This is a genomic window from Streptomyces sp. V2I9 (genome assembly GCF_030817475.1).
Taxonomy (GTDB): Bacteria; Actinomycetota; Actinomycetes; order Streptomycetales; family Streptomycetaceae; genus Streptomyces.
The window spans coordinates 5766460-5790531 of the sequence record NZ_JAUSZJ010000002.1 but is presented as its reverse complement, the minus strand read 5'-3'; the positions used below and the strand labels follow the sequence as shown (position 1 = coordinate 5790531).

17 protein-coding genes are annotated in these 24072 nt (G+C 69.9%); 4 read left to right on the top strand and 13 right to left on the bottom strand.

From position 1 onward, the window contains the following. The 3 genes from QFZ71_RS25250 to QFZ71_RS25240 form a co-directional block, all read right to left on the bottom strand. Positions 1-945 carry a hypothetical protein gene (locus tag QFZ71_RS25250; RefSeq protein WP_307670450.1) on the bottom strand — a complete coding sequence of 315 codons (945 nt, stop codon included), beginning with the start codon at positions 943-945 and terminating at the stop codon, positions 1-3. After that, positions 942-2621, bottom strand: a complete 1680-nt coding sequence (locus tag QFZ71_RS25245) for a stealth family protein (RefSeq protein ID WP_307671576.1) — start codon at positions 2619-2621, stop codon at positions 942-944. The genes QFZ71_RS25250 and QFZ71_RS25245 overlap by 4 nt, the downstream gene beginning before the upstream one ends. A 349-nt stretch (positions 2622-2970) precedes the next feature. Beyond that, complete coding sequence (locus QFZ71_RS25240; RefSeq protein ID WP_307670449.1) at positions 2971-4092, bottom strand: hypothetical protein; 1122 nt, start codon at positions 4090-4092, stop codon at positions 2971-2973. 304 nt (positions 4093-4396) lie between these two features. On the opposite strand from QFZ71_RS25240, the gene QFZ71_RS25235 reads away from it, so the two are divergent. Then, complete coding sequence (locus QFZ71_RS25235) at positions 4397-5530, top strand: LCP family protein (RefSeq protein ID WP_307670448.1); 1134 nt, start codon at positions 4397-4399, stop codon at positions 5528-5530. A 39-nt stretch (positions 5531-5569) separates the two neighbouring features. Next, complete coding sequence (locus QFZ71_RS25230) at positions 5570-5971, top strand: NTP pyrophosphohydrolase (protein WP_307670447.1); 402 nt, start codon at positions 5570-5572, stop codon at positions 5969-5971. 52 nt (positions 5972-6023) lie between these two features. Here QFZ71_RS25230 and QFZ71_RS25225 read toward each other — a convergent pair whose 3' ends face one another. From QFZ71_RS25225 to ngcE, 9 genes are all read right to left on the bottom strand, one after another. Continuing rightward, entirely contained in the window at positions 6024-7490 is a 1467-nt protein-coding gene (locus tag QFZ71_RS25225) for an amino acid permease (protein ID WP_307670446.1), read from the bottom strand. Positions 7491-7692: 202 nt separating this feature from the next. Beyond that, positions 7693-9609, bottom strand: coding sequence for a 1-deoxy-D-xylulose-5-phosphate synthase (dxs, locus tag QFZ71_RS25220; protein WP_307670445.1), 1917 nt, complete (start codon positions 9607-9609; stop codon positions 7693-7695). Between the two features lie 168 nt (positions 9610-9777). Next, positions 9778-11079, bottom strand: a complete 1302-nt coding sequence (locus tag QFZ71_RS25215) for a sugar ABC transporter permease (protein ID WP_307670444.1) — start codon at positions 11077-11079, stop codon at positions 9778-9780. Beyond that, positions 11076-11864 (bottom strand): ATP-binding cassette domain-containing protein, encoded by a 789-nt coding sequence (locus tag QFZ71_RS25210; RefSeq protein ID WP_307670443.1) that lies wholly within the window; start codon positions 11862-11864, stop codon positions 11076-11078. The genes QFZ71_RS25215 and QFZ71_RS25210 overlap by 4 nt, the downstream gene beginning before the upstream one ends. A 304-nt stretch (positions 11865-12168) precedes the next feature. Continuing rightward, complete coding sequence (locus tag QFZ71_RS25205) at positions 12169-13281, bottom strand: sugar ABC transporter substrate-binding protein (RefSeq protein WP_307670442.1); 1113 nt, start codon at positions 13279-13281, stop codon at positions 12169-12171. A 120-nt stretch (positions 13282-13401) separates the two neighbouring features. Further along, positions 13402-14601 (bottom strand): ROK family transcriptional regulator, encoded by a 1200-nt coding sequence (locus QFZ71_RS25200; protein WP_307670441.1) that lies wholly within the window; start codon positions 14599-14601, stop codon positions 13402-13404. 214 nt (positions 14602-14815) lie between these two features. After that, positions 14816-15766 carry a carbohydrate ABC transporter permease gene (locus tag QFZ71_RS25195; protein ID WP_307670440.1) on the bottom strand — a complete coding sequence of 317 codons (951 nt, stop codon included), beginning with the start codon at positions 15764-15766 and terminating at the stop codon, positions 14816-14818. Next, on the bottom strand, positions 15766-16686 hold the full coding sequence (locus QFZ71_RS25190) for a carbohydrate ABC transporter permease (RefSeq protein ID WP_307670439.1): 921 nt from the start codon (positions 16684-16686) through the stop codon (positions 15766-15768). Before QFZ71_RS25190 ends, QFZ71_RS25195 begins: the two co-directional genes overlap by 1 nt. Before the next feature lie 49 nt (positions 16687-16735). Then, a complete protein-coding gene (gene ngcE / locus QFZ71_RS25185; RefSeq protein ID WP_307670438.1) occupies positions 16736-18181 on the bottom strand; it encodes an N-acetylglucosamine/diacetylchitobiose ABC transporter substrate-binding protein in 1446 nt (481 codons plus the stop codon). Between the two features lie 505 nt (positions 18182-18686). On the opposite strand from ngcE, the gene QFZ71_RS25180 reads away from it, so the two are divergent. Beyond that, the gene (locus QFZ71_RS25180; RefSeq protein WP_307670437.1) at positions 18687-22571 is read left to right on the top strand and encodes a GH92 family glycosyl hydrolase; all 3885 of its coding nucleotides are present in this window, start codon (positions 18687-18689) and stop codon (positions 22569-22571) included. Positions 22572-22690: 119 nt separating this feature from the next. Here QFZ71_RS25180 and QFZ71_RS25175 read toward each other — a convergent pair whose 3' ends face one another. Then, entirely contained in the window at positions 22691-23308 is a 618-nt protein-coding gene (locus QFZ71_RS25175) for a histidine phosphatase family protein (RefSeq protein WP_307670436.1), read from the bottom strand. A 97-nt stretch (positions 23309-23405) separates the two neighbouring features. Between QFZ71_RS25175 and QFZ71_RS25170 the strand changes: the two genes are divergently transcribed. Then, a complete protein-coding gene (locus QFZ71_RS25170) occupies positions 23406-24005 on the top strand; it encodes an FxLYD domain-containing protein (protein ID WP_307670435.1) in 600 nt (199 codons plus the stop codon). The last annotated feature ends 67 nt before the right edge of the window (positions 24006-24072 follow it).

The following is a 24072-nucleotide window of genomic DNA, read 5'->3' as shown; positions in this document are numbered from 1 at the left end:
TCAGCCGGCTTCCGGCATCGGGGTACAGGTGATGCGCAGGTTGCCCGCGGCGGTGTAGCGGGGCTGTACGAGGAGCGGCCGGTGGCCGGGAGGGGCGATGACGGTGCCGCGCATGGCGAAGACCCGCAGAGGGTTGCGTACGTCGTGCAGGCGGCGGCCGAGCCGGAGTCCGGTGCCCGAGGTGCCGTGCACCACGACGTCCCAGTGCTCGGGCCGGGTGCGCCGGGGCGTCATCCTCTCCAGGGGGACCTCGACCCGGCTGATGCCGCCCTCACCCGCCGCCACGGGCTGCTGGATGCGGCGGCCCGAGGCGAGGAACTCCGCCCGCGGCTCGTCGATCCGGGTGCCGAGGACCCGGAAGTCGACGGCGAGGCCCGCATGGGTGATGTGCACCTTGAGCACTTCCGCGCCGGGTCTGGCGTCCGCCGTGACCACGCGCGCGCTCCCGGTGACGGAGCGGCCGATCCGGTGGCGCCGCCCGGTCACACCGGAGGCCGTCATCGGCTTGGTCGGGCCCTCGTAGGGGACGGGCGGCTCCACCAGCAGCAGCGGGAGCCGGCGGCTCCGCCGCCCGTGGGTCAGCCGCAGGCGCAGCTGTCGGCGACCGGCGCCGATCGGGGCCCCGCCCACCTCGGCCCCCAGGAGCATGACCGCGTCCATCAGCACCGTGCCCTCGGGGCCTTCGTAGACCCGGGCGGTGCTCTCGTACCGCTGCCGGCCGCTGCCCAGCACCAGGTGCGCACTGCCGGGCAGGGTCGTCGATGCCGGCAGCTCGGCGTGCAGATTGACGGTGTGGCCGTCGAGTACGGCGGCGTACCGCAGGCGCGCCGTGCGACCGTGGCGCAGCGGCAGGAAGATCCGCAGGATCAGCCAGGAGCGCAGGGCTGCGGCGTGGACCGCCAGTCGGCGTCCGGCGGTGTTCAGGTGTGCGCGTCGAAGTCTCATCCGGTGGTCCGTTCCCACGCACGGGTGCGGCGTGTCGGGGCGCCCCGGGACCCGTGCAGTTCGTACGGGCTCGCCACGGGGAAGTAGCTGTCGAGGAACCGCCGCACCATGCGCTCCTGAGCGTCGGGGTCCTCGGGGACCACGGTGTCGTTGATGCAGAAGGTGTCGAAGTTCCGCTGGACGACGAGGCGGTTGAGCCGCTGCTGCGCCTTATCGTCGCCGATGTCGATGTAGACGTACCGGAGGTCCGCGAGCGTCGCGCGGGCCAGGTGGTAGGCGTAGTAGTGGTGCAGCGACGAGGCGATCGGGATGTCGTGCGGGGAGCGGAAGCGGGAGTGCTGGGTGACCCAGTGGGCCCGCGCGTAGATGTGCTCGACCTCGGTGAGGACGGTGCGCCGGAGCGCGTGCGGCGTGTGCTTCATCTTCTGGGAGATGACCGTGCCGAACTGCTGGGCGATCAGACCCCGGCTGTTCTTGCCCGCCGCATTGACCGGAAGGTCCTCGGGGGCCACGTTTCCGGACGGGATCAGCGCCTTGGACAGGAAGAACTTGGTCAGGCCGTTCGGGTGGAAGAAGTGCCCCGGCTGGACCGGCCGCCCGAAGAACACATCGTCGTTGAGGTAGAGGAAGTGGTCGGAGAGGCCGGATATGTGGTGCAACTGGCTCTCGATGGCGTGGGAGTTGTACGTGGGCAGGGCCGCCGGGTCGGAGAAGATCTCCCGGTGGTCGACCACGGTGAGTCCGGGGACGTCCGTGTCGAGCCAGCCGGGTATCTGCCCTGCGGTCACCAGGAAGATGTTGCGCACCCAGGGCGCGTACTGGTGGATGGACCGCAGGGAGTACCGGAGTTCGTCGCGGCTGGTGTAGCGGGCGCCGTTGTCGGCCTGTTCGTGCAGCCGGTCGCTGTCGCCGGCCAGCGACCGCCGCACCTGGTCCTTCTCCGCTCGCCATACGGCGTCGGAGTCGTCGACCCAGGTGTAGACGACGTCGATCGGGAAGGCGTGGTCGGTGGGCAGCCGGGCGGTGAAATCGGCGACGGTCCGGGCGTGTCCCGTGTGGTACGGGCCGGGCACCGGGCTGAACAGCTTCTGTTCGGCCGTGCGGAACTCGGTCTCCACCGGGATCTGGGTGACGACGGTGTTCGGGCGGGGCGCGCACAGTTCGCCCTCGTGCTCCTCCCAGAACTCCAGGTCGCAGCCGGACTCGGGGCCGAAGACCAGATGGCCGGTGGGGTCGCAGACGTTCCAGGCCAGCCGGAGCACGGAGTGCGAGCGCAGCCGCCGCCAGGTCTTGGCGGACGCGCCCGACCGGGACTGGGCACCGTCCTCCTGCGCGACACTGCCGGGGTTGCGGCCGAAGGCGATCTGAAGGACCTCTTCGACCTCGTCGCGGCGGCCGGCCGGCACCGCGACGCACGGCAGGTTACGGGAGGTTCCCCGGACGGCGAAGTAGTCGATCTCCGCCTCTTCCAGCACGGCGACGAGCAGGTGGAAGTTCCTGGCGCGCGCGGCCCATTCGGTGGCGCCGCGCACGACCACGGCACGCGTGTGCTTGCCCTGGACCCGTACGACGCGCAGCGAGGCGTCCGGGCCGTGCCGCGCGGTGCGGCTCCGCCCGCCGAGCGCCCGCACCACCAGGGCGGAGCGGAGCGAGTCGCAGCTCGCGAGCAGGTGCATGACCATGTTGCGCAGGGGGGCGGGTACGCGGCGCACGAGTCGCCGACGCGTCCGCACCGGGACCAGAGATCGATATGTCGATACCAGCGCACTGGTCTCAGGATTGCTCACGCTCACGAAAATTCAGCCCGCCCCGTCACACCGGAGCCGGAGCTCCATCTCACGCTTTCGCCCCACCGAAAGGTCCACCCGCGGGACGCTGTCGCGTAAACAGACAGGCCGCCACTTGATCTTCACACCATCACCACTTCCTGTCCATCTGCTATCACTCTTTCTTCACATGTGTGATGAAGGTGACAGCAAGCGGCGCCGATCGAACCGCAGGAGCGGAACCGCGGCCCGGACGGGCTCAGACGGGAACGGACGGCGCCATCGCCAGTCCTGACTCCGGGACTTGGGACGCGATGCGCAACGCCCCGTCCTCGCCGAACAGGGCCATCACCACGCGCCCCTCGGCGTCACAGGCCAGGGCGGGCGGCCGGGTGCTCCGCTCCGCGGTGCGCGCCCACCAGACACCGCCGTCCTCGTTCTCCGTGCCGCAGGCGGCGAGCATGATGTCGCCGCCCGGGGCCCGGTGGGCGAGCACGGTGCAGTCGTAACCGTCGAGCCAGGCACGCGACGCGGCGATACGCCCCTCCGCCGGACCGCCGCCGAGCGGGATGACCCAGGCGCCCGGGCGGTGGGCGAACAGGCCGCCCGTCGCGGAGTCGGCCCAGTAGTACGTGACGCGGTCGGGCGCGGTCTCCAGCCCGGTCACACCGCCCGCGCCCACCGGGACCGGCAGGTCCGGACAGCGGGCCAGGCCGCCGTCGGGCTTCTCCTGCCGCCAGCGCATGGCCACGCCCTCCCCCGGAGCGAGGTACTCGACGAGGCCCGACACGGTGGCGGTGGCGACGGCTCCTTCGTACGCGTCACTCCCCTGGAGATCGCGCCAGGGCGCCCACGCGCCCTTCGCGTCCTCGCTCCGCATCGACACACCGCCCCCGGCGTTGGCCACGAAGACGTGGACCCTGCCGGAACCGCTCACGGCAGTCGCGGGAACACCGATGCGCCGCGCGCTCGCCGCGTCCTTGTGCGGGTTCCCCACCGGCTTCCACTCCGTCACCGGACGGCCCGTCTGGTACTGGGAGGCGTGCACCACGCCCGTGGCGTGCCCCTCCGCGGAGACACGGCGGCCGATGAAGCGCACGAAGCCGTCGGCCCCCTGCACCACCGTCAGGTGAGACAGGCGCGGGGTCACGATGACGTCCGGACCGGCCCACCGGTCCCCCGTGGGGGCCCGCTGCGTCCAGCGCAGCAGCCCCTCGGCCGCGCGCGCGAACACGGTGAGCCGCCCGTCCTTGCCCAGCACGATCCAGGGACCGTCCAGAACGGACGTACGAAGGCCGGCGACATGCGTCCCCGTCGCCCGGGTGCCCCCTTCACCCGCCGGGCGGCTCCTGCGTGCGGTGCGCCCGGACCTCGCTCCCATGCCCTGCCCCTTCTCCCCGCCACCCGGTCCGCCCTCCACATCCGAACAGACCTTCGGTCGGGATTTTCTCATATGTTTCACAGAGGCTTCACTCCCCTGCTGGTTTCGCGTCAGAACGCCGTGTGCAGCCGCCCCGGCCGGCGCCGGGCTCCCGGAACTCCCGGCCGGAACCGCCCCCCTGTCGTGGGATCACGTGTTCTATAGTGCTCGGTCAGTCATACATTCACGGACCGGTCACACCCCCCACCCGAGTCCCCCGCACTCCGCCCCGACCGGGGCCATGAGATTTGAGGACTCGCGGAAGATGAGCCACGACGCCACGGCACCGGACACCCACGAGGGCTCCGGCTCCGCACACCGTGCCGGGAGGAGATCCGCACCGGGCCCGCGCGCCTCCCGGCGCTCGGCACAGCCCCGCAAGCGCCGCCGCGGACTCAAGATCACGCTCGGGGCCCTGCTCGTCCTGCTGCTCGCCGGCGGCGGGACCGTCCACTGGCTCTACAGCCAGCTCGACGCGAACATCACGGGCGTCGACATCGACAAGGCGCTCGGCGAGGACCGCCCCGAGAAGACGCCCACCAGCGGGCAGAACCTGCTGGTCCTCGGTTCGGACTCGCGCGCCGGGGCGGAGAACAGGGAACTGGGCGGCGGTGGCAGCGTCGGCGGCGCCCGTTCCGACACGGCGATGGTGGTGCACATACCCGAGGGGCGGACGAAGGCGGTCGCCGTCTCCATCCCGCGCGACACGCTGGTGACCCGGCCCGAGTGCGTCGGGGACGACGGCTCCACGGTCTCGTCCAAGGAGCGCGTCATGTTCAACTCCGTCTACTCCCAGGTCGGTCCGGCCTGTGTGGTGAAGACGGTCGAGAAGATGTCCGGCGTCCGCATCGACCACTACCTGGAGATCAACTTCGCCGGGTTCAAGGACCTGGTCGACGCCATCGGCGGTGTCACCGTCGACGTACCGCAGGCCATCGACGACGACGCCACCGGGCTGCACCTCACCGCGGGTCCGCAGAAGCTGGACGGCACCGAGTCCCTGGCGTACGTACGGACCCGGCACGGCATCGGCGACGGCAGCGACCTCGGCCGCATCGGACTCCAGCAGCAGTTCCTGATGGCCCTGCTGAGCGAGGTCAAGTCGCAGGATCTGCTGGGCAGTCCGACGAGCTCGTACAAGATCGCCAAGTCCGCCACCAAGGCGCTCACCACCGACTCGGAGCTGGCGTCGCTCACCTCGCTGGCGGAGTTCGCCCGTTCGATGAACGGCGTCGACCCGGCCTCGATGGAGACGATCATGCTGCCGGTGGCGTACGACAGGATCGACGAGAACCGGGTGGTCGCGGCCGAACCGCAGGCGGGCCGGCTGTGGAAGGCGATCCGCGAGGACGCCGCCATCCCCCAGGACGCGAAGAAGTCACCCGCCACCGGGGGCTGACGGCCCGTCGCACCGTGCTCCCCGTGACACCCTGCCGGGATGAGCGAGGAGAACGCGGTGCTGGTGATCGTGGACGGGGCCAATGTGGTCGGCTCCGTGCCGGACGGATGGTGGCGGGACCGGCGCGGGGCGGCCGAGCGGCTGCGGGACTCGCTGGCGCACCACGCCGAGGAGGGGCTGCCGGGTCTGCCCGGCCCGCTGGAGTTCGTGCTCGTCGTGGAAGGGGCCGCCCGCGGCGTCGCCTCCGTACCCGGCGTCCGGGTGGCCTCGGCCCCCGGCAGCGGCGACGACCTGATCGCCGAGCTGGCGGCCGGTGCGGGCCCCGGCCGCCCGTGTGTCGTCGTCACCGCCGACCGCGGGCTGCGGCAGCGGGTCGAGGCGTACGGGGCCCGGTGCGTGGGGCCCCGTACGGTACGGGCGCTGCCGCCCTGCGGGCGGTGACCGCCGGAGAGCGCGGCCGGGTGGCGCCCACGGGTCGGCCGGACGGGGTTCGCTAGCGGTTCTCCCCGGCCATGCGGCTGTGGGAGCGCCCGTAGGCGAAATAGATGACCACGCCGAGCACCATCCAGGCCCCGAACCGCACCCAGGTCTCCACCGGCAGGTTCAGCATCAGCCAGACCGACGCGGCCACCGAGACGATCGGGAGCAGCGGAACCAGCGGGGTGCGGAAGGCACGGGGCAGGTCCGGGCGGGTACGGCGCAGGACCAGCACGCCGAGGGCGACGACGACGAACGCGAAGAGCGTGCCGATGTTCACCAGGGTGGCCAGCTCCTCGATGCTGGTGAACCCGGCGATGACCGCGATCAGCACCCCGAGCAGGATCGTCGGACGGTACGGGGTGTGGAAGCGCGGGTGGGTCTTGGAGAAGAAGCGCGGCAGCAGTCCGTCGCGGCTCATCGCGAAGAAGACGCGGGTCTGGCCCAGCAGCAGGATCATGCAGACCGTGGTGAGGCCGACTGCCGCGCCGAAACTGATCAGACCGGCGTAGAACGGGTGTCCGGTGGCCTTGAAGGCGTCGGCCAGCGGGGCGCTGACGGACAGTTCGCTGTAGTGCTGCATGCCGGTGACGACGATCGAGACCGCGACGTAGAGCACCGTGCAGATGACGAGGGAGCCGAGGATGCCGCGCGGCATGTCCCGCTGGGGCAGCTTGGTCTCCTCGGCGGCGGTGGCCACCACGTCGAAGCCGATGAAGGCGAAGAAGACGATGGAGGCGGCGGTGAAGATGCCCATCACGCCGAAGTTGGTGGGTTCGTAGCCGAACATCAGCTGCACCAGCGGGGCGTCCCAGCCGCCGCCGGCCTCCTGCTTCTCGGCCGGCGGGATGAAGGGCTTGTAGTTCTCGGCCTTGATGAAGAACAGGCCCGCGACGATCACCATGAGGACCACGCCGACCTTGATCGCCACGACGACCGTGGTGACGCGGGCGGACAGCTTCATGCCGACGACGAGGATGACGGTGAGGACGAGCACCAGGGCGAAGGCCAGGATGTCGAAGCCGAATCCTTCCGCCACGTCCGTGCCCGAGAGCACCTCGGGCAGCGCCCAGCCCGCGTTGTCCATCAGGGAGCGGATGTAGCCGGACCAGCCGACCGCGACCACCGCGGTGCCCAGCGCGAACTCCAGCACCAGGTCCCAGCCGATGATCCAGGCCACCAGCTCGCCCAGCGAGGCGTAGGAGAAGGTGTACGCGGAGCCGGCCACCGGGACGGTCGAGGCGAACTCGGCGTAGCAGAGCGCGGCCAGTCCGCAGACGACGCCCGCGACGACGAACGCGATCGCGGTGGCGGGGCCCGCCGTCTCCTTGGCGACCTGGCCGGTGAGGACGAAGATGCCGGTGCCGATGATGACGCCGACGCCGAAGACCGTCAGGTCCAGGGCGGAGAGGGACTTCTTGAGTCCGTGTTCCGGCTCCTCGGTGTCCCGGATCGACTGTTCGACGGATTTCGTGCGGAACATGCCGTTTCCGCGGGGCGGTGTGACCTGCGCGCTCACCTGCGTTTACCTCCACGCATTCGTTGTGAACGCCATAATTCGGACAGATTCGGCCGGGGAACGCGCCATCGGGCCCGATTCATGCGAATGGGCCGGGAGAACCACCCGTACAGGGGCGGTTCACCCGGCCCATCGGCCGTACGAGCCGTACGGCCGAAGGCGCGGATCAGTCGCGCGCGGGCTCCACGGCGCGGCTCTCGAAGCGGCCGTCGAGCTTGGCGACCAGACCGGTGACCTGCCGGGCGATGTCGGGGGCGGTCAGTCCGATCTCGGCCATGACCTCGCCGCGCGAGGCGTGGTCGAGGAAGACCGGCGGGATGCCGAAGTCGCGCAGCGGTACGTCGACGCCGGCGTCGCGCAGGGCCTGGGCAACGGCGGAGCCGACACCTCCGGCGCGGCTGTTGTCCTCGACCGTGACGACGACGCGGTGGCGCTCGGCGAGCGGGGCGAGGGCCTCGTCGACGGGCTTGACCCAGCGCGGGTCGACGACGGTGCTGGAGATGCCCTGGGCGTCCAGCAGGTCGGCGATCTCCAGGCACATCGGGGCGAGCGCGCCGACCGAGACGATCAGCGCGTCCGGCCGGGCGTCGGCCTTCGGCTCACGCAGGACGTCCATGCCGCCCACCTTGCCGACCGCCTTGACGGCGGGGCCGACCGCGCCCTTGGAGAAGCGGACCACGGTGGGGGCGTCCTCGACGGCGACGGCCTCGCGCAGCTGGGCGCGGACCTGGTCGGCGTCGCGCGGGGCGGCGATCCGGAGGCCGGGCACGCACTGGAGGATCGACATGTCCCACATGCCGTTGTGCGAGGCGCCGTCCGTGCCGGTGATGCCGGCCCGGTCCAGGACGAAGGTCACCCCGCACTTGTGCAGGGCGACGTCCATCAGGACCTGGTCGAAGGCCCGGTTGAGGAAGGTGGCGTAGACGGCGAAGACCGGGTGGAGGCCGCCGGTGGCGAGGCCGGCCGCGGAGACCGCGCCGTGCTGCTCGGCGATGCCGACGTCGTAGATCCGGTCGGGGAAGGCGGCCTCGAACTTGCCGAGGCCGACCGGCTGGAGCATCGCCGCGGTGATGGCGACGATGTCCTCGCGCTCCTCGCCGAGCTTGACCATCTCCTCGCCGAAGACGGAGGTCCAGTCGAGGCCGGAGGTGGAGATCGGCAGCCCGGTGTCCGGGTGGATCTTGCCGACCGCGTGGAAGCGGTCCGCCTCGTCCTCCAGGGCCGGGGTGTAGCCGCGGCCCTTCTCGGTGAGGCAGTGCACGATGACCGGGCCGCCGAAGCGCTTGGCGCGCTGGAGGGCGGATTCCAGGGCCTCGATGTCGTGGCCGTCGATGGGGCCGACGTACTTCAGGCCGAGGTCCTCGAACATGCCCTGCGGGGCGATGAAGTCCTTGAGGCCCTTCTTGGCGCCGTGCAGGGTGTCGTACAGCGGGCGGCCGACGACGGGCGTGCGCTCCAGCAGGTCCTTGCCGCGCGCCAGGAACCGTTCGTAACCGTCGGTCGTACGGAGCGTGGCCAGGTGGTTGGCGAGGCCGCCGATGGTCGGGGCGTAGGAGCGCTCGTTGTCGTTGACGACGATGACGAGGGGGCGGTCCTTGGCGGCGGCGATGTTGTTCAGCGCCTCCCAGGCCATGCCGCCGGTGAGCGCGCCGTCCCCGATGACCGCGACGACGTGGTCGTCCTTCTTCAGGACCTCGTTCGCCTTGGCCATGCCGTCGGCCCAGCCGAGGACGCCGGAGGCGTGGCTGTTCTCGATGACGTCGTGCTCGGACTCGGCGCGGGAGGGGTAGCCGGAGAGGCCGCCCTTGCTCTTGAGCCGGGAGAAGTCCTGCCGGCCGGTGAGCAGCTTGTGCACGTAGGCCTGGTGGCCGGTGTCCCACAGGACCTTGTCCTGGGGCGACTCGAAGACGCGGTGCAGGGCGATGGTGAGCTCGACGACGCCCAGGTTGGGGCCGAGGTGTCCGCCGGTCTTCGACACCGCGTCCACCAGGAAGGTGCGGATCTCCTCCGCGAGCCGGTCCAGCTCACCGAGGCTGAGCCGGTCCAGGTCGCGCGGTCCCTTGATGCGGGTCAGCAGATCCACCCGTGCCTCCTTGCGTTTGAGCTGATCGAGCGTGCGTGCCGATCCGATGAGTCTAATGTTCCGCTCGCGGGAGTGGGCAGCGGGCGGTCCGGTTCGTAGCGATACCCGTACACGCGCGGGCGCCCGGCGTCCCCCCTGGGGGCACCGGGCGCCTGCGCGGAGGTGCGGTCAGGCGCGACCCGCGGTCTTCTGGGTCTTCCGGGTGACGGAGTCGATGACCACCGTGGCCAGGAGCACGGCTCCGGTGACCATGTACTGGATCGGCGTGGCGATGCCCTCCAGCGACAGGCCGTACTGGATGGAGACGATCACCATGACACCGAGCAGGGCGTTCCAGGTGCGGCCGCGGCCGCCGAAGAGGCTGGTGCCGCCGATGACGGCCGCCGCGATGACGTTCATCAGGAGGTCGCCGGTGCCGGAGCCCTGGTTGGCCGCCGCGATCTTGGAGGCCCAGAACAGGCCGCCGATCGCCGCGAAGGTCCCCGCGATGGAGAAGACGGAGATCCGGATCGCGGTGACGTTGATGCCGGCGCGGCGGGACGCCTCGACGCTGCCGCCGAGCGCGAAGATCTTCCGCCCGTAGGCCGTGCGGCGGAGCAGGAAGTCCGTGCCGACCAGGACGATGAGGAAGAGGACCAGGGCCAGCGGCAGGCCGCGGTACTGGTTGAACATGTACGCGGCGGCGAAGGCGAACACCGCGAGGACGGCGGTGCGCACGACGATGTCCGCCAGGGGCCGGGCCGGGATGCCCGCGGCCTCGCGGCGGCGGGTGTCCAGGAAGGCGGCGGCGAAGTAGCCGACGACCGCGACGGCGGCGAGCCCGTAGGCGGCGGCGACGTCGGTGAAGTAGTACGTGGTCAGCTGACCGACCACGCCCTCGCCGTCCAGGTTGATCGTGCCGGAGTCGCCGAGCAGCTGGAGCATGAAGCCGAGCCAGAACAGCAGGCCGGCCAGAGTGACGGCGAAGGCGGGGGCCCCGATCCGGGCGAAGAAGAAGCCGTGGATCGCTCCGATCACCGCGCCGCTGACGACGGCGACGAGGATCGCCAGCCATTCGTTCATGCCCTGGGTGACGCTGAGCACCGCGACGAGGGCGCCGGAGACGCCGGAGACGGAGCCGACCGAGAGGTCGATCTCGCCGAGCAGCAGGACGAAGATGATGCCGACGGCCATCATGCCGGTGGCGACCATCGTGGTGGCGATGTCGCTGATGTTCTTCGCGGAGAGGAACTCGGAGTTCAGGCTCTGGAAGACGATCGCGATGATCGCGAGGCCGATGACGACCGGGATGGAGCCCAGGTCACCTCCGCTGATCTTGCGCTTGAACTCGGTGACGTACCCGGCGAAGCCCTGCTCGCGGATGAGCAGGCGGGGGTCGACGGCGGTGGCGGCGCCCTCGGCCGCGTCCGGGTTGCCGACCGGCGGGGCGCCGGCCTTGTCCAGCGAGGGGGCGGACTTGTCGGTGGTCACTTGGAAACCTCCGCGTTACGCGCCGCACGTCGGGTCACGGCGTTGTCCGTGGCGCCCGTGATGGCGGAGATGATCTCTTCCTGGGAGGTGGTCCTCACGTCGAAGACCCCGTTGTTCCGGCCCAGCCGGAGTACCGCGACCTTGTCGGCGACGGCCTTCACATCGGCCATGTTGTGGCTGATGAGGATGACGGCGTGGCCGCGCTCGCGCAGCCGCTCGACCAGGTCGAGGACCTGGGCGGTCTGCTCGACGCCGAGTGCGGCGGTCGGTTCGTCGAGGATGACGAGCTTGGGCTCACCGAGCATCGACCGGGCGATGGCCACGGTCTGCCGCTGGCCGCCGGAGAGCGAGGCGATCGGGATGCGGACGCTCGGGATGCGGATGGAGAGCGTGGAGAGCAGCTCGCGGGAGCGGCGCTCCATCTCCACCTCGTCCAGGATGCCGAACCGGCGCAGCTCCCGGCCGAGGTAGAGATTGCCGACGACGTCGATGTTGTCGCACAGCGCGAGGTCCTGATAGACGGTCGCGACGCCGAGGTTCTGGGAGTCGTGCGGCTTGTTGATCTGCACGGCCCGGCCTTCCCACTCGATGACGCCGTCATCGATGGGGTGCACTCCGGCGATCGTCTTGACCAGCGTTGATTTACCGGCGCCGTTGTCGCCGACCAGGGCGACCACCTCGCCGGCGTGGACCTCAAGCTCTACATCGGTGAGTACCTGGACGGCACCGAAGCGCTTGGAGACCCCTCGCAACGCCAGCACGGGCGTAGCGGACACATGAACCATCTCCTTCGCCGCCTGACCGGCGGGGATGCCGCGGCCGGGGGAAGGGCGCGGCGGTGTCGAGCAGAAGGGATACGGGAAAGCGGGGGAAGCGTTCCGTCCGGCGCCCCGCCCGGTAGCGGGACGGTTGGTGTGCGGGGCGCCGGACAGGCTTCGTCGCGCGTGCGGGGCCGGGAGGCCGGGCGCGTGCGCGGGTCGGGGGCCGCCCGGCCCTCGCGCGGGCGCGCGGCGGACCGGGTGGCGGTGGAGCGGGAGGGACTCCGGCCGTTCGGGGGCGGGCCGGGTCCGCGGGAACGGTCCCGGAGGACTACTTGAGACCGAGCTTGTCGCAGTCGGCCTTGTACTTGGCCGAGCAGATCTCGTCCAGCGTCCAGATGCCGTCCTTGATGACGGTGTCCTTGATGTTGTCCTTCGTCAGGGAGACGACCGGGACGAGGACCGTCGGGATGCCCTTGGTGGTGGCGCTGTCGACCTTCGAGGTGGCGATGGAGTCGAGCTTCTCGCCCTTGGCGAGGGCGACGGCCATCTCGGCGGCGACGATGCCCTCGGCCGGGTAGGACTTGTAGACGCTCATGAACTGCTCACCGGAGACGATGCGCTGAACACCCGCCAGCTCGGCGTCCTGGCCGGTGACCGGCGGGAGCGGGGAGATGCCGGCGCCCTTGAGGGCGGTGATGATGCCGCCCGCCATGCCGTCGTTGGCGGAGTAGACGCCGTCGATCTTGTCCTTGCCGAGCGCGGTGATCGCCGCTTCCATGTTGGCGTTGGCGTTCTCCGGCTTCCACTCCTTGGTGTCGTACTCCTTGCCGTACTTCACCTTGCCGTCGAGGACGGACTTGGCGCCCTTCTTGAAGAGCGCGGCGTTCGGGTCGGTGATCGCGCCGTTCATCATCACGATCGTGCCGCCGTCGGCCTTGTCGCCCAGGGCCTCCAGCAGGGCGGTGCCCTGGGCCCGGCCGACCTCTTCGTTGTCGAAGGAGGTGTAGGCGTCGATGGGGCCCTCGGCGAGGCGGTCGAAGGCGACGACGGGGATGCCGGCGTCCTTGGCCTTCTTGACGCTGTTGGCGATCGCCTTGGAGTCCACGGCGCCCACGATGAGCGCGTCGACCTTGTTGGTGATCATGGTGTCGACCTGCTGCGCCTGCGTGTTGGCGTCCTGCTTGGCGTTGGCGTAGGTGACCTTCGCCTTGCCGCCGGTGAGTTCGCTGATCTTCTTCTCGATGATCGGCCGGTCGAACTTCTCGTAGCGGGCCGTCTGGTTCTCGGGGAGGAGCAGACCTATCTTCAGGTCGTCGCCCTTCTTCTCCGAGCCTCCTTCGGCCTTGTCGCCGGACTCCTTGGCGCTCCCGCAAGCGGCCAGCGAGATCGCCATGGTGGTGGCGGCAACGGCAACGGCGGCACGACGCATACGCGTGTTCATTCTCGAACCTCCCTGACGAGGCCGCGACGTTGCGGCCGAGGTGGCTGGAAGTCAACTCGGCCCCAGGGCCAGCGTCAAGGAGTAAATCCTTAACGAGATGACAACGGTGCCATTCGTTATCTAAGTGAAGGCAGGAGTCGTCGCAGGGAGAGCGCCCTCCAAAAGGGTCGAATCCCCCATCTCGCTCAGCACCAGGGCGAGCGCGCCCAGCACCTCGGCACGGCCGCCGAGCGCACCGGGAAGGACCGACAACTGCCGGGCCGCGCTGGGGATCGCGTACCGCGACACGGAGTCCCGTATGGGCCCCAGGACCAGCTCCCCGGCCTCCGCCAGCGAGCCGCCGAGCACGACGCGGCTGGGGTTGAGCAGATTGCACAGGTTGGCCACGCCGCTGCCGATGTGGCGGCCCACGTCGCCGATCACCCGGCGGCACCCCGGATCTCCCTCGCGGGCCAGCTGGACGACCCGCTCCATGGTGAGGCCGGGGCCGTGGCTGGGCTGGAGCAGGGGCAGGACGTACCGGGCGGCGGTGAAGGTCTCCAGGCAGCCTCGGTTGCCGCAGCGGCAGACCGGGCCCGACTCGTCGAGCGTGATGTGGCCGATCTCGCCGGCGGTGCCGCCGGGGCCCCGGTAGATGGTGCCGTCGATCACCAGGCCGGCGCCGACGCCGCTGGCCACCTTGATGTACGCGAGGTCCTTGACGCCCCGCCCGCTCCCCCAGACCAGCTCGCCCAGCGCCCCGAGGTTGGCGTCGTTGTCGACGTACACGGGCACGCCGAGGCGGCCGGAGAGCTCCTCGCTCGGGTTGATGCCCGTCCAGCCCGGCAGGATCGAGGTGGAGCCCAGCGTTCCGGACTCGACGTCGATGGGGCCCGGCACGCCGAGCCCGATGCCGATCACCTTGTCCGGGCCGATCCCGGTGGCCTCGATCAACCGCTTGACCAGCACCTCGGCCCGGTCGAACCCCTCGGCGGACGAGGCGTCGACGTCCAGCGGCTCGGACTCCTCGGCGAGCACCTGGTGGGCGAGGTTGCCGACGGCGACGCGCAGATGCGTATGGCCGAAGTCGACGCCGATGACGATGCCCGCGTCGCCGCTGAGCGAGACGCTGCGCGCCCGCCTGCCACCCGCCGACGTGGGCGTGACCTCGACCGTTCCGCCGTCCTTCAGCTCCCGGACGATATTGGAGACCGTGGCGGCCGAGAGCCCGGTGCTCCGGGCGATCTCCGCCTGGGTGAGCGATCCCGCCATCCGTACGGCGCGGACGACCCGCTCCAGATTGGCCCTGTGCAGCGATGTCTGCGACCCGGGAGTCTCCATCGACTCATCCACTCCTGCCCTTGGCGGGCGGTCCGCGAGGACCGCCCCGGCCGGGGCCGCAGCGACGAGACCCCGGCTTCCTCCAACATGTGAACCCTAAGCTGACCTTTCGGGGGTGCCTCCCGTCAAGACCTGAGCACCGGCGCACGCGCGACGGCCCGGTGCCCCGGCGGGAGGAATCCGCCGGGGCACCGGGCCGTACGTGGGACGAGGGCTACTTCAGGGCGCCCGCGGTCAGGCCGGAGACGACCTGGCGCTGGAAGACGATGTACGCGGCCAGCACGGGCAGCATCGCGATCACCAGGCCCGCGAAGAGGCCCGAGTAGTCGCCCTTGTACCCCTGGCTCGCGGCCAGCTCCACCAGGCCCTGGGCCAGCACCCGCTTCTCCGGGTCGGTGTTCAGCACCGTCGGCAGCATGTACTGGTTCCACTGACCCAGGAAGTTGAAGATCCCGACGCTGATCAGGCCGGGCTTGGCCATCGGCAGCATGACCTGGAAGAACGTCCGGGTGTGCGAGGCCCCGTCGATGATCGACGCCTCCGCCACCGAGGTCGGCAGCGTACGGAAGAACGAGGTCAGGAAGAACACCGTGAAGGGCAGCGAGTACGCGATGTACACGGCGATCAGGCCGTGGATCGTGTTCAGCAGCCCCATGTTGTCCATGACGTAGAACAGCGGGACCAGCGCCAGCATGATCGGGAAGCTCATGCCGCCGACGAACAGGAAGTAGATGAACCGGTTGCCCGGGAACTCGAAGCGGGCCAGCACATAGGCGGCCATGGAGCCGAGCACCAGGGTGCCGACGAGCGAGCCGCCCACCACCAGCACGGTGTTCAGGAAGTACTCGCTCATGTGGGCCTGGCTCCAGGCCCGGCCCCAGCTGTCGAAGTTCAGCGAACCGGGCAGCGACCACGGCGTGTTGAAGATGTCCGAGTCGGTCTTGAACGAGGACATCACCGCCCAGAACAGCGGCAGGACGACCATGATCGCCCACAGGATCAGCATCCCGTGCGAGAAAACGTTGAGGACGTGGCCCTCACTGCTCTTCACGGGGCCCGAGGAGCCCTTGGAGACCGTCCCGGAGCGCTGGGCCGGGACCTCGGCCGCACCGGTGCCGGACGGGGCCCCGGTGGGGCCGGAGGGCGGGGTGTCAGTGGTCTTCATCAGAACTCCAGCCGCTCGCGCCGGCCCACCCGCATGACGATGGCGGCGAACGCCAGGGTCACGAGGAGCAGGGCGACACCGATCGTGGTCGCGTAGCCCGCCTGTCCGTCACGGAACGCCGCCTGGTAGACGTACAGCGGCAGGACGGTGGTCGAGTAGTCGGGCCCGCCGGGGCCGACGCTCATGATGTGGACGATGGCGAAGCCCTCGGCGCCGAGCGCCAGGATGCCCATGTAGACCCAGCCGGACTGGACCGTGTCCCACAGCAGGGGCAGCGTGATCCGGAAGAAGGTCGTGAAGCGGCTCGCCCCGTCCAGCAGGGCGGCTTCGTAGAAGTCCTTGGGGATGGAGGCCATGCCGGCGGAGAACAGCACCACGAAGAAGCCGGTCGTGCACCAGACGAGGACCGCCATGATGACCCACAGGGCCAGGTCCGGGTCGCCCAGCCAGGTCGGCACGTCGTCGAAGCCGACGGCCTTGAGGGTGCCGTTGATCATGCCCTGGGCCGGGTCGAAGGCGAACTGGAACAGGATGGCCACGATCGCGATCGAGAGCACCTGCGGGAAGAAGTACGCGATCTTGTAGAAGCCCGAGCCCCGTACGCCGGTGATGGCGGCGCCCTTGCGGCGCCGCCCGCCCACGTTGAGCATGAAGGCGAAGAAGAGCGCCAGGCCCAGCGTCACCAGCGGCAGCAGAACGGCCAGCAGCACACTGTGCTGCAGCGATTTCCAGAAGACGTCGTCGTCGAGCATCTTGGTGTAGTTGTCGAACCCGACCATCTTGAAGTCGGGGCTCAGGCCCGTCCAGTCCGTGAACGAGTAGTAGATGGACTGGATGAAGGGCCAGATGACGAAGATGACGTACAACGCCATCGGAACCACCAAGAACCCGACTATGAACCGGTATTTACCGTGTTGCATCGTTACCGACTCCGACCTTCCCGTGCTGCCCGCCGCTGGTGACGCGTGGTCACTGGTGCTTGAAGTGCTTGATGGACTGGTCCTTGGCGGTCGCGTCGGCGAAGGCCTGGATCTTCTTGATGGTCTCGGCCGGCTTGGCGCGGCCCGCCATCATCTCGCCGAGCGCGGCGACGCCGATCTGCTCCTTCTGGAGCTTCACGTACCAGTCCTGCAGGCGCGGGTTGACCACGTTGGTGCCGGCCTTCTCCAGCGCGGCGACGCCGGACTTGAGGCCGTCGGACAGCTCGATGCCGTCCGTGCCGCCGTTGTAGGCGGAGAGCGACTTGGTGCTGGTGGTGAAGGACTTGGAGGAGGCCTCGCTGAGCATGATGCGCAGCTGCTCCAGACCGCCCTCGGGGTTCTTCGCCTTGCTCGGGACGATGAACGGCTCGCCGCCGGACGCCCAGATGGTGCCGAAGGGCATCTTGTCCGAGGAGTCGAGGCCGGAGGGAGCGCCCACGGACAGCTTGAAGTCCTTGGGGATGATCGCCGCTTCCTCGTTCTCCACCCAGGAGCCGTTCGGGATGAACAGCGCCTTGCCGCGGGCCCAGGCGCCCTGCGAACCGCGGTGGTCCAGGCCCGGAGTGCCCTCCAGGATGTAGCCCTTGGCGACGAGCTCGTAGTACGCCTCGAAGGCGGACTTGACCGCGGGATGCTCCCAGGCCTTCGGCTCCAGGTTGTCGATCGCGTCGAGAACCTCGACACCGCCGATCTTGGCGATGAAGGGGTACAGCGAGAAGGGGAGGTAGTACGGGTGCTTGCCGGGGTAGGTCCAGCCGGCGATGCCCTGCTTCTTCGCCTTCGCGCAGAGCGCGAGCATGTCGTCCCAGTTCTCCGGGTACGTGGCGTCGAGCTTCTCCAGGGCGGTCTGCGAGTACCAGACGCCGTAGACCGTGTACGCGTAGTACATGATCCAGACCGGGTCGCCGTCGAACTGGCCCATCTCGACGATGCCGGGCCGCAGCGTGTCGCGGACCTTCTTGGCGGGGTCGTCGATGGAGGGGGCGTCGAGGAGCGGGGTCAGGTCGGTGAGCTGCTTCTTGCCGACCAGGACGCCCATGTCCATCTGCTGGGCGCCGGAGTTGTCGATCAGGTCCGGCGGGGTGCCACCGTTGAACCGCGGCTGAAGAACCGACTGGATCTTCTGCGTCGCGGAGAACTTGACCTTCGCCTCGGGGTAGGTCTTCTCGTAGACGGCCTTGGCGTCCTCGGCGTACTTGGTGCCGAAGCCACCGTCGAAGATGACGATCTCCAGCGGTGCGCTGCCGTTGACGGCCAGCGGGTTCTTGTCGGTCTTCTCGCCCTTTTCGACCTTGTCGTCGCTGCCGCTGTCGCCGCTCGCGCAGGCGGACAGGAAGCTCATCGTCGGAACAGCGATCAGGCCGAGTGCGGCAGAACGCTTGATCAGATCGCGACGGCCAAGGCCCTCATTGTTGTGGGCGGAGGTGGATCCCATGCTCAAGTCCTCGCCTTCCAGGACTCAGGCGGTGTACCGGTCGCCCGTCGAAACTCGCCTGAGGCGAAGGGCCCCGCCACCGCGGTCAGTTGCGCTTTGGGTCATGCGGATGTGCAGATGTACCGGCCGGGCCGGTGCAGGGGGGTGTCGGGAGACAGTACAGCGAGGGCGCCTCAACCGCCCCCGTGACCGTCGTTGTTCTCCCCCGCGCGCGCACCTCCGCGGGAAACGGCGGTGCAGGTGCCGACAGGTATAGTCCACTTGTCGCCGACTGAGCAAGATCGAAAGCAGGTTTGGCCGCCAGTCTTTCCCGAGTTGAGACCTCACGGACACCTCGGCACCCCACGCCCTCGCCCGGCGGCGACTTTTTCCCCATTCCGGCCGATTCGGCGAGGGGGTGCGCGGCACCACCCTTGACACGTCCTGCCACGTGGCTCCCTACTGGACCTTGCATCCCGCTTTGACAACGTTGTCCATGCATTTTTCCGGGGAGGAACGGCTCGGCATGCAGCCACCCAGCGGCCTCAACCACGGCGCCGACATGGCCCCTCACACGGTCCCCCGCCCGGCCCCCCGCCGGAGACGGACCCCCACAGCAGCCGCGCTGGCGGCGTCCCTCGCGCTGGTGGTGATCGCCCCCGCGGTCGCCACCGCCCAGCCCTCCGCACCGGACCGCAAGCCGGTCGGCGACCGGACGTTCACGACCTCCTTCGAGGCGGACGAGCGGCAGCCGGACTGGCGCGACACCGTCGAGGAGGGGCCCGACGGCAAGCCGCGCTCCTCGGGCGTCGACGGGGGCTTCGCCTCCGGCATACCCGGCAACGTCACCGACCGGGTGACGGAGGTCCGCGCGAGCGCCGAGAACTCCGCGGGCGGCGAGGTCAAGGAGAACCTGGTCGACGTCGAGCCGGGCTCCAAGTGGCTGGCGTTCGCCCGGACCGGCTGGGTCGAGTTCGACCTGGACGAACCGGTCAAGGTCGTGACGTACGCCCTCACTTCGGCCAACGACCACGCCGAACGCGATCCGCGGGACTGGACGCTGAAGGGCTCGGCGGACGGCAAGGAGTGGACGGACCTCGACAGCCGCACCGGCGAGACCTTCGCCAAGCGCCACGAGACGAAGACATACGACTTCTCGAACGGCACCGCCTACCGGCACTTCCGGCTGGAGATCACGAAGAACAACGGTGCGGCGGACATTCTCCAGCTCGCCGACGTTCAGTTCTCGAACGGTGACACCTCCGCCCCGGTGCCCGAGGAGATGCGCAGCCGGCCCGACCGCGGCCCCTCCGGCTCCCCCACCGCCAAGTCGGGCGTGGGATTCACCGGAAAGAAGGCACTGCGGTACGCGGGTACCCACACGCCGGACGGACGTGCGTACTCGTACAACAAGATCTTCGACGTGAACACGGCCGTCACCGAGGACACCGAGCTGTCCTACCTCGTCCACCCGCAGATGGGCGAGACGGATCTGAACTACCCGGCCACCCACGTCGCGGTGGACCTCGCCTTCACCGACGGCACCTATCTGAGCGAGCTGAAGGCCACCGACAGCCACGGCGGGCTGCTGACCCCCCAGGGCCAGGCGGACGCCAAGCGCCTCTACGTCAACCAGTGGAACAAGGTCTCCGCCCGCATCGGCACGGTCGCGGCGGGCCGGACGGTCGACCGCGTCCTGGTGGCCTACGACTCCCCCAAGGGCCCGGCGAAGTTCCAGGGCTGGATCGACGACATCTCGATCGCCCCGAAGAAGCCCGAGAAGCGCAAGGCCCATCTGTCGGACTACGCGCTGACCACCCGCGGCACCCACTCCTCCGGCAGCTTCTCGCGCGGCAACAACATCCCGGCCACGGCGGTCCCGCACGGCTTCAACTTCTGGACGCCGGTGACCAACGCCGGTTCGCTGAGCTGGCTGTACGAATACCACCGCGGCAACAACGCGGACAACCTCCCCACCCTCCAGGCGTTCGGCGCCAGCCATCAGCCGAGCCCGTGGATGGGCGACCGGCAGACGTTCCAGGTGATGCCCTCGGCCGTGAGCGGCACCCCGGACGCGTCCCGGACCGCCCGCGCGCTGCCGTTCCGGCACGAGAACGAGACGGCGAAACCGCACTACTACGGCGTCACGTTCGAGAACGGCCTCAAGGCCGAGATGACGCCCGCCGACCACGCGGCCCGGATGCGGTTCACCTATCCGGGCAAGGACGCCAGCCTGATCTTCGACAACGTCTCGAACGCCGGCGGCATCACCCTCGACCCCGGGACCCGCTCCTTCTCCGGTTACACGGACGTCAGGAGCGGCCTGTCCACCGGCGCGACACGGATGTTCGTGTACGGCGTCTTCGACGCGCCGGTCACCGACAGCGGCAGGCTGAAGGGCGGCGGGGGCGACGACGTCACCGGGTTCTTCCGTTTCGACGCGGGCAAGGACCGCACGGTCGAGCTGCGGCTCGCCACCTCGCTGATCGGCGTCGACCAGGCGAAGAAGAACCTGGCCATGGAGATCCCGGAGTCCGCCTCCTTCGACCGTGTCCGGCGTACGGCGCAGAGCGCCTGGGACGACGTCCTGCGGACGGTCGAGGTCGAGGGCGCGAACGCGGACCAGCTGACGACGCTCTACTCCAGCCTCTACCGCCTGTACCTCTACCCGAACTCCGGCCACGAGAAGGTGGACGGGAGGAACCGGTACGCCAGCCCCTTCTCCAAGGCGACCGGCGAGAACACCCCGACGCGGACCGGCGCGAAGATCGTCGACGGCGAGGTGTACGTCAACAACGGCTTCTGGGACACCTACCGCACCACCTGGCCCGCCTACTCCTTCTTCTCCCCGAAGAAGGCCGGCAAGCTGGTGGACGGATTCGTGCAGCACTACAAGGACGGCGGCTGGACCTCGCGCTGGTCCTCCCCCGGCTACGCCGACCTGATGACCGGCACCAGCACGGACGTGGCCTTCGCCGACGCGTACGTCAAGGGCGTGAAGTTCGACGCCGAGGCGGCCTACGACGCGGCGCTCAAGAACGCCACCGTCGCCCCGCCCGCCTCCGGCGTGGGCCGCAAGGGCCTGGACACCTCGGTCTTCACCGGCTACGCGAACACCGCCACCCACGAGGGCCTGTCGTGGTCCCTGGAGGGGTACGTCAACGACTACGGCATCGCCCGCATGGGCCAGGAGCTGTACCGGAAGACGAAGAAGGAGCGGTACAAGGAGGAGTCCGCGTACTTCCTGAACCGGGCGCAGAAGTACGTCAAACTCTTCGACGGCAAGGCCGGGTTCTTCCAGGGCAGGAAGCCGAACGGCGACTGGCGGCTGCCCTCCGGCCAGTACGACCCGCGCGTCTGGGGCTACGACTACACCGAGACCAACGGCTGGGGCTACGCCTTCACCGCCCCGCAGGACAGCCGGGGCCTGGCCAATCTGTACGGCGGCCGCGCGGGGCTGGGCAGGAAGCTGGACACGTACTTCTCGACGCCGGAGACGGCCGGCCCGGAGTTCGTCGGGAGCTACGGCGGGGTCATCCACGAGATGACCGAGGCGCGTGACGTGCGGATGGGCCAGTACGGGCACAGCAACCAGGTCGCCCACCACGCCACGTACATGTACAACGCGGCCTCGCAGCCGTACAGGACGCAGGAGAAGGTCCGCGAGGTGCTGGGCCGGCTGTACGTCGGCAGCGAGATCGGGCAGGGCATCCACGGCGACGAGGACAACGGCGAGCAGTCGGCCTGGTACCTCTTCTCCTCGCTCGGCTTCTACCCGCTGGTGATGGGAAGCGGGGAGTACGCGATCGGCTCGCCGCTGTTCAGGAAGGCGACCGTCCGCATGGACAACGGCCGCAAGCTGGTCGTGAAGGCCCCGAGGAACAGCGACACGAACATCTACGTGCAGGGCGTGAAGGTCAACGGCAAGAAGTGGACCTCCACGGCACTCCCCCACAAGGCGCTGGCCAAGGGCGGCACGCTGGAGTTCGCCATGGGCCCGAAGCCCTCGGCGTGGGGCACGGGCACGGACGCGGCCCCGGTCTCGGTGCAGAAGGACGACAAGGTCCCGGCACCCGAGGGCGACGCGCTGAAGGGCGACGGGGCGCTGTTCGACGACACCTCGGCCACCTCGGCGACGGTCGAGTCGGTGGAGCTTCCGGTGGCCTCCGCCACGGAGGGCGTCCAGTACACGCTGACCTCGGCGGCGGCGGACAAGGCCCCGACGGGGTGGACGCTCCAGGGGTCGGCGGACGGCAAGGCGTGGAAGGACCTCGACCGCCGCTCGGGCCAGTCGTTCGCCTGGGACCGGCAGACACGGGTGTTCTCCGTGGGTGAGCCGGGCACTTACGCGCGGTACCGGCTGGTGCTGACGGGTCCGGCCACGCTCGCGGAGGTCGAGCTGCTCTCCTGATCCGTACGCGCTGAAACCGGCGGCCGGCACCCCGAAGGCAGGTCAGGGGTGCCGGCCGTCGGCGTTCGGGCCTGTCGGCGGCGTTCGTGCCTGTCAGCGGCGGACGGGCACGGCGGGGCTCACTCGGGCCGGAGGCTCTCGGGCAGGGCGACGTTGAGCGCGGCGACGACGGGCCGGCCGTGCTCGGTGCCGAGGCGGGAGAGGGCACCGGTGGCGAGCTGGAAGAGGCGGCCCTCGGCCGGGGTCAGCCCGAGGTAGCGGGCGGTGAGGACGCGCAGGAAGTGCGAGTGCGCGACGAGGGCGATGTCCGCGTCCCCGATCCCCTCGGCGGCCGACCGCACGCCCGCGAGCACCTGGTCGGCGCGCTGTCCGATCTGGGCGGGGCTCTCACCGGGATGCTCGTCGGAGCCGGGGTCGACGCCGTCGGTCCACAGGTTCCAGAAGGGGCGCGTGCGGCGGATCGCCTTGGTGGTGATGCCCTCGTAGCCGCCGTAGTCCCATTCGCGCAGTTCGGGGGTGACCCGCGGGGCGTGCAGTCCGGCCAGTTCGGCGGTGCGGCGGGCGCGGGTCATCGGGCTGACGAGGGTGAGCCCGATGTTCCGGTCGGCCAGCAGCGGGACGAGCGCGCGGGCCTGGCGCTCCCCGGCGTCGGTGAGGGGGAGGTCGGTCCAGCTCGTGTGCTGTCCGGAGCGGGACCATTCGGTCTCGCCGTGCCGGATGAGGATCAGCTCGCCCATGGTGGTCCGTCCGCTTTCTGTCCAGGTGGGGTCGGTGGTGCGGGTGGGGCCACGTACCGTAAGCCCTTCATATGATCGACTTCCCGAGGGGGGACACATGTCCGACAACTTCCCGCCGCCGCCCGAACAGCCGCAACCAGAACACCGGGCCCCGGAGGGGACGCTCCCGGCGGCGGGCCCATCACCGTGGGCCGCACCCGCGACGCCGCCGCACCAGCAGCGTACGGGGCTGATCGTGACACTGGCCGTGGGGGGCGCGCTCGTCGTGGCGGGGGTGGTGGCGGCGCTCGTCCACTCGACGGTGTCCGCGGTGCAGGACTTCGTCGCGCTGCCGTCGGAGCGGTCGGACACGTCGTACTCCGAACCGTACGAAGGGGAGGCGTACGAAGAGGAGCCGGTGGAGTCCACGCCGGAGCCGGCCGCCGAGGGAGACGTCACGATCACGAAGTGCTCCCGCGACTCCGTGATCGGCTGGCCGCACGCCGATCTGAAGATCGTGAACAGGACCGGGAGCCCGGCGGCCTACATCGTCTCCATCACCTTCGTGGACGGGGACGGCGCCGTGGTGGCCGACGGCATCGCGACCACCGAGGATGTCGCTCCCGGCGGTTCGGCGAAGGTGCGGGCCCTGGGGTCCGGCGAGGTGGCGGCGGACACGAAGTGCCGGATCGGCCACGTCGAGCGGCACGCGTTGTGACGGTCCGCGGGACGGCGGTCCGGCGGACGGCGGTCCCGCGGACCGATGGGACGCGGAAGGGCCGCAC

Coding starts and splice junctions, on each gene's coding strand:
- QFZ71_RS25250 (WP_307670450.1), bottom strand. CDS start 945: ATGAGACTTCGACGCGCACACCTGAACACCGCCGGACGCCGACTGGCG.
- QFZ71_RS25245 (WP_307671576.1), bottom strand. CDS start 2,621: ATGCACCTGCTCGCGAGCTGCGACTCGCTCCGCTCCGCCCTGGTGGTG.
- QFZ71_RS25240 (WP_307670449.1), bottom strand. CDS start 4,092: ATGGGAGCGAGGTCCGGGCGCACCGCACGCAGGAGCCGCCCGGCGGGT.
- QFZ71_RS25235 (WP_307670448.1), top strand. CDS start 4,397: ATGAGCCACGACGCCACGGCACCGGACACCCACGAGGGCTCCGGCTCC.
- QFZ71_RS25230 (WP_307670447.1), top strand. CDS start 5,570: ATGAGCGAGGAGAACGCGGTGCTGGTGATCGTGGACGGGGCCAATGTG.
- QFZ71_RS25225 (WP_307670446.1), bottom strand. CDS start 7,490: ATGTTCCGCACGAAATCCGTCGAACAGTCGATCCGGGACACCGAGGAG.
- QFZ71_RS25210 (WP_307670443.1), bottom strand. CDS start 11,864: ATGGTTCATGTGTCCGCTACGCCCGTGCTGGCGTTGCGAGGGGTCTCC.
- QFZ71_RS25205 (WP_307670442.1), bottom strand. CDS start 13,281: ATGAACACGCGTATGCGTCGTGCCGCCGTTGCCGTTGCCGCCACCACC.
- QFZ71_RS25200 (WP_307670441.1), bottom strand. CDS start 14,601: ATGGAGACTCCCGGGTCGCAGACATCGCTGCACAGGGCCAATCTGGAG.
- QFZ71_RS25195 (WP_307670440.1), bottom strand. CDS start 15,766: ATGAAGACCACTGACACCCCGCCCTCCGGCCCCACCGGGGCCCCGTCC.
- QFZ71_RS25190 (WP_307670439.1), bottom strand. CDS start 16,686: ATGCAACACGGTAAATACCGGTTCATAGTCGGGTTCTTGGTGGTTCCG.
- ngcE (WP_307670438.1), bottom strand. CDS start 18,181: ATGGGATCCACCTCCGCCCACAACAATGAGGGCCTTGGCCGTCGCGAT.
- QFZ71_RS25180 (WP_307670437.1), top strand. CDS start 18,687: ATGCAGCCACCCAGCGGCCTCAACCACGGCGCCGACATGGCCCCTCAC.
- QFZ71_RS25175 (WP_307670436.1), bottom strand. CDS start 23,308: ATGGGCGAGCTGATCCTCATCCGGCACGGCGAGACCGAATGGTCCCGC.
- QFZ71_RS25170 (WP_307670435.1), top strand. CDS start 23,406: ATGTCCGACAACTTCCCGCCGCCGCCCGAACAGCCGCAACCAGAACAC.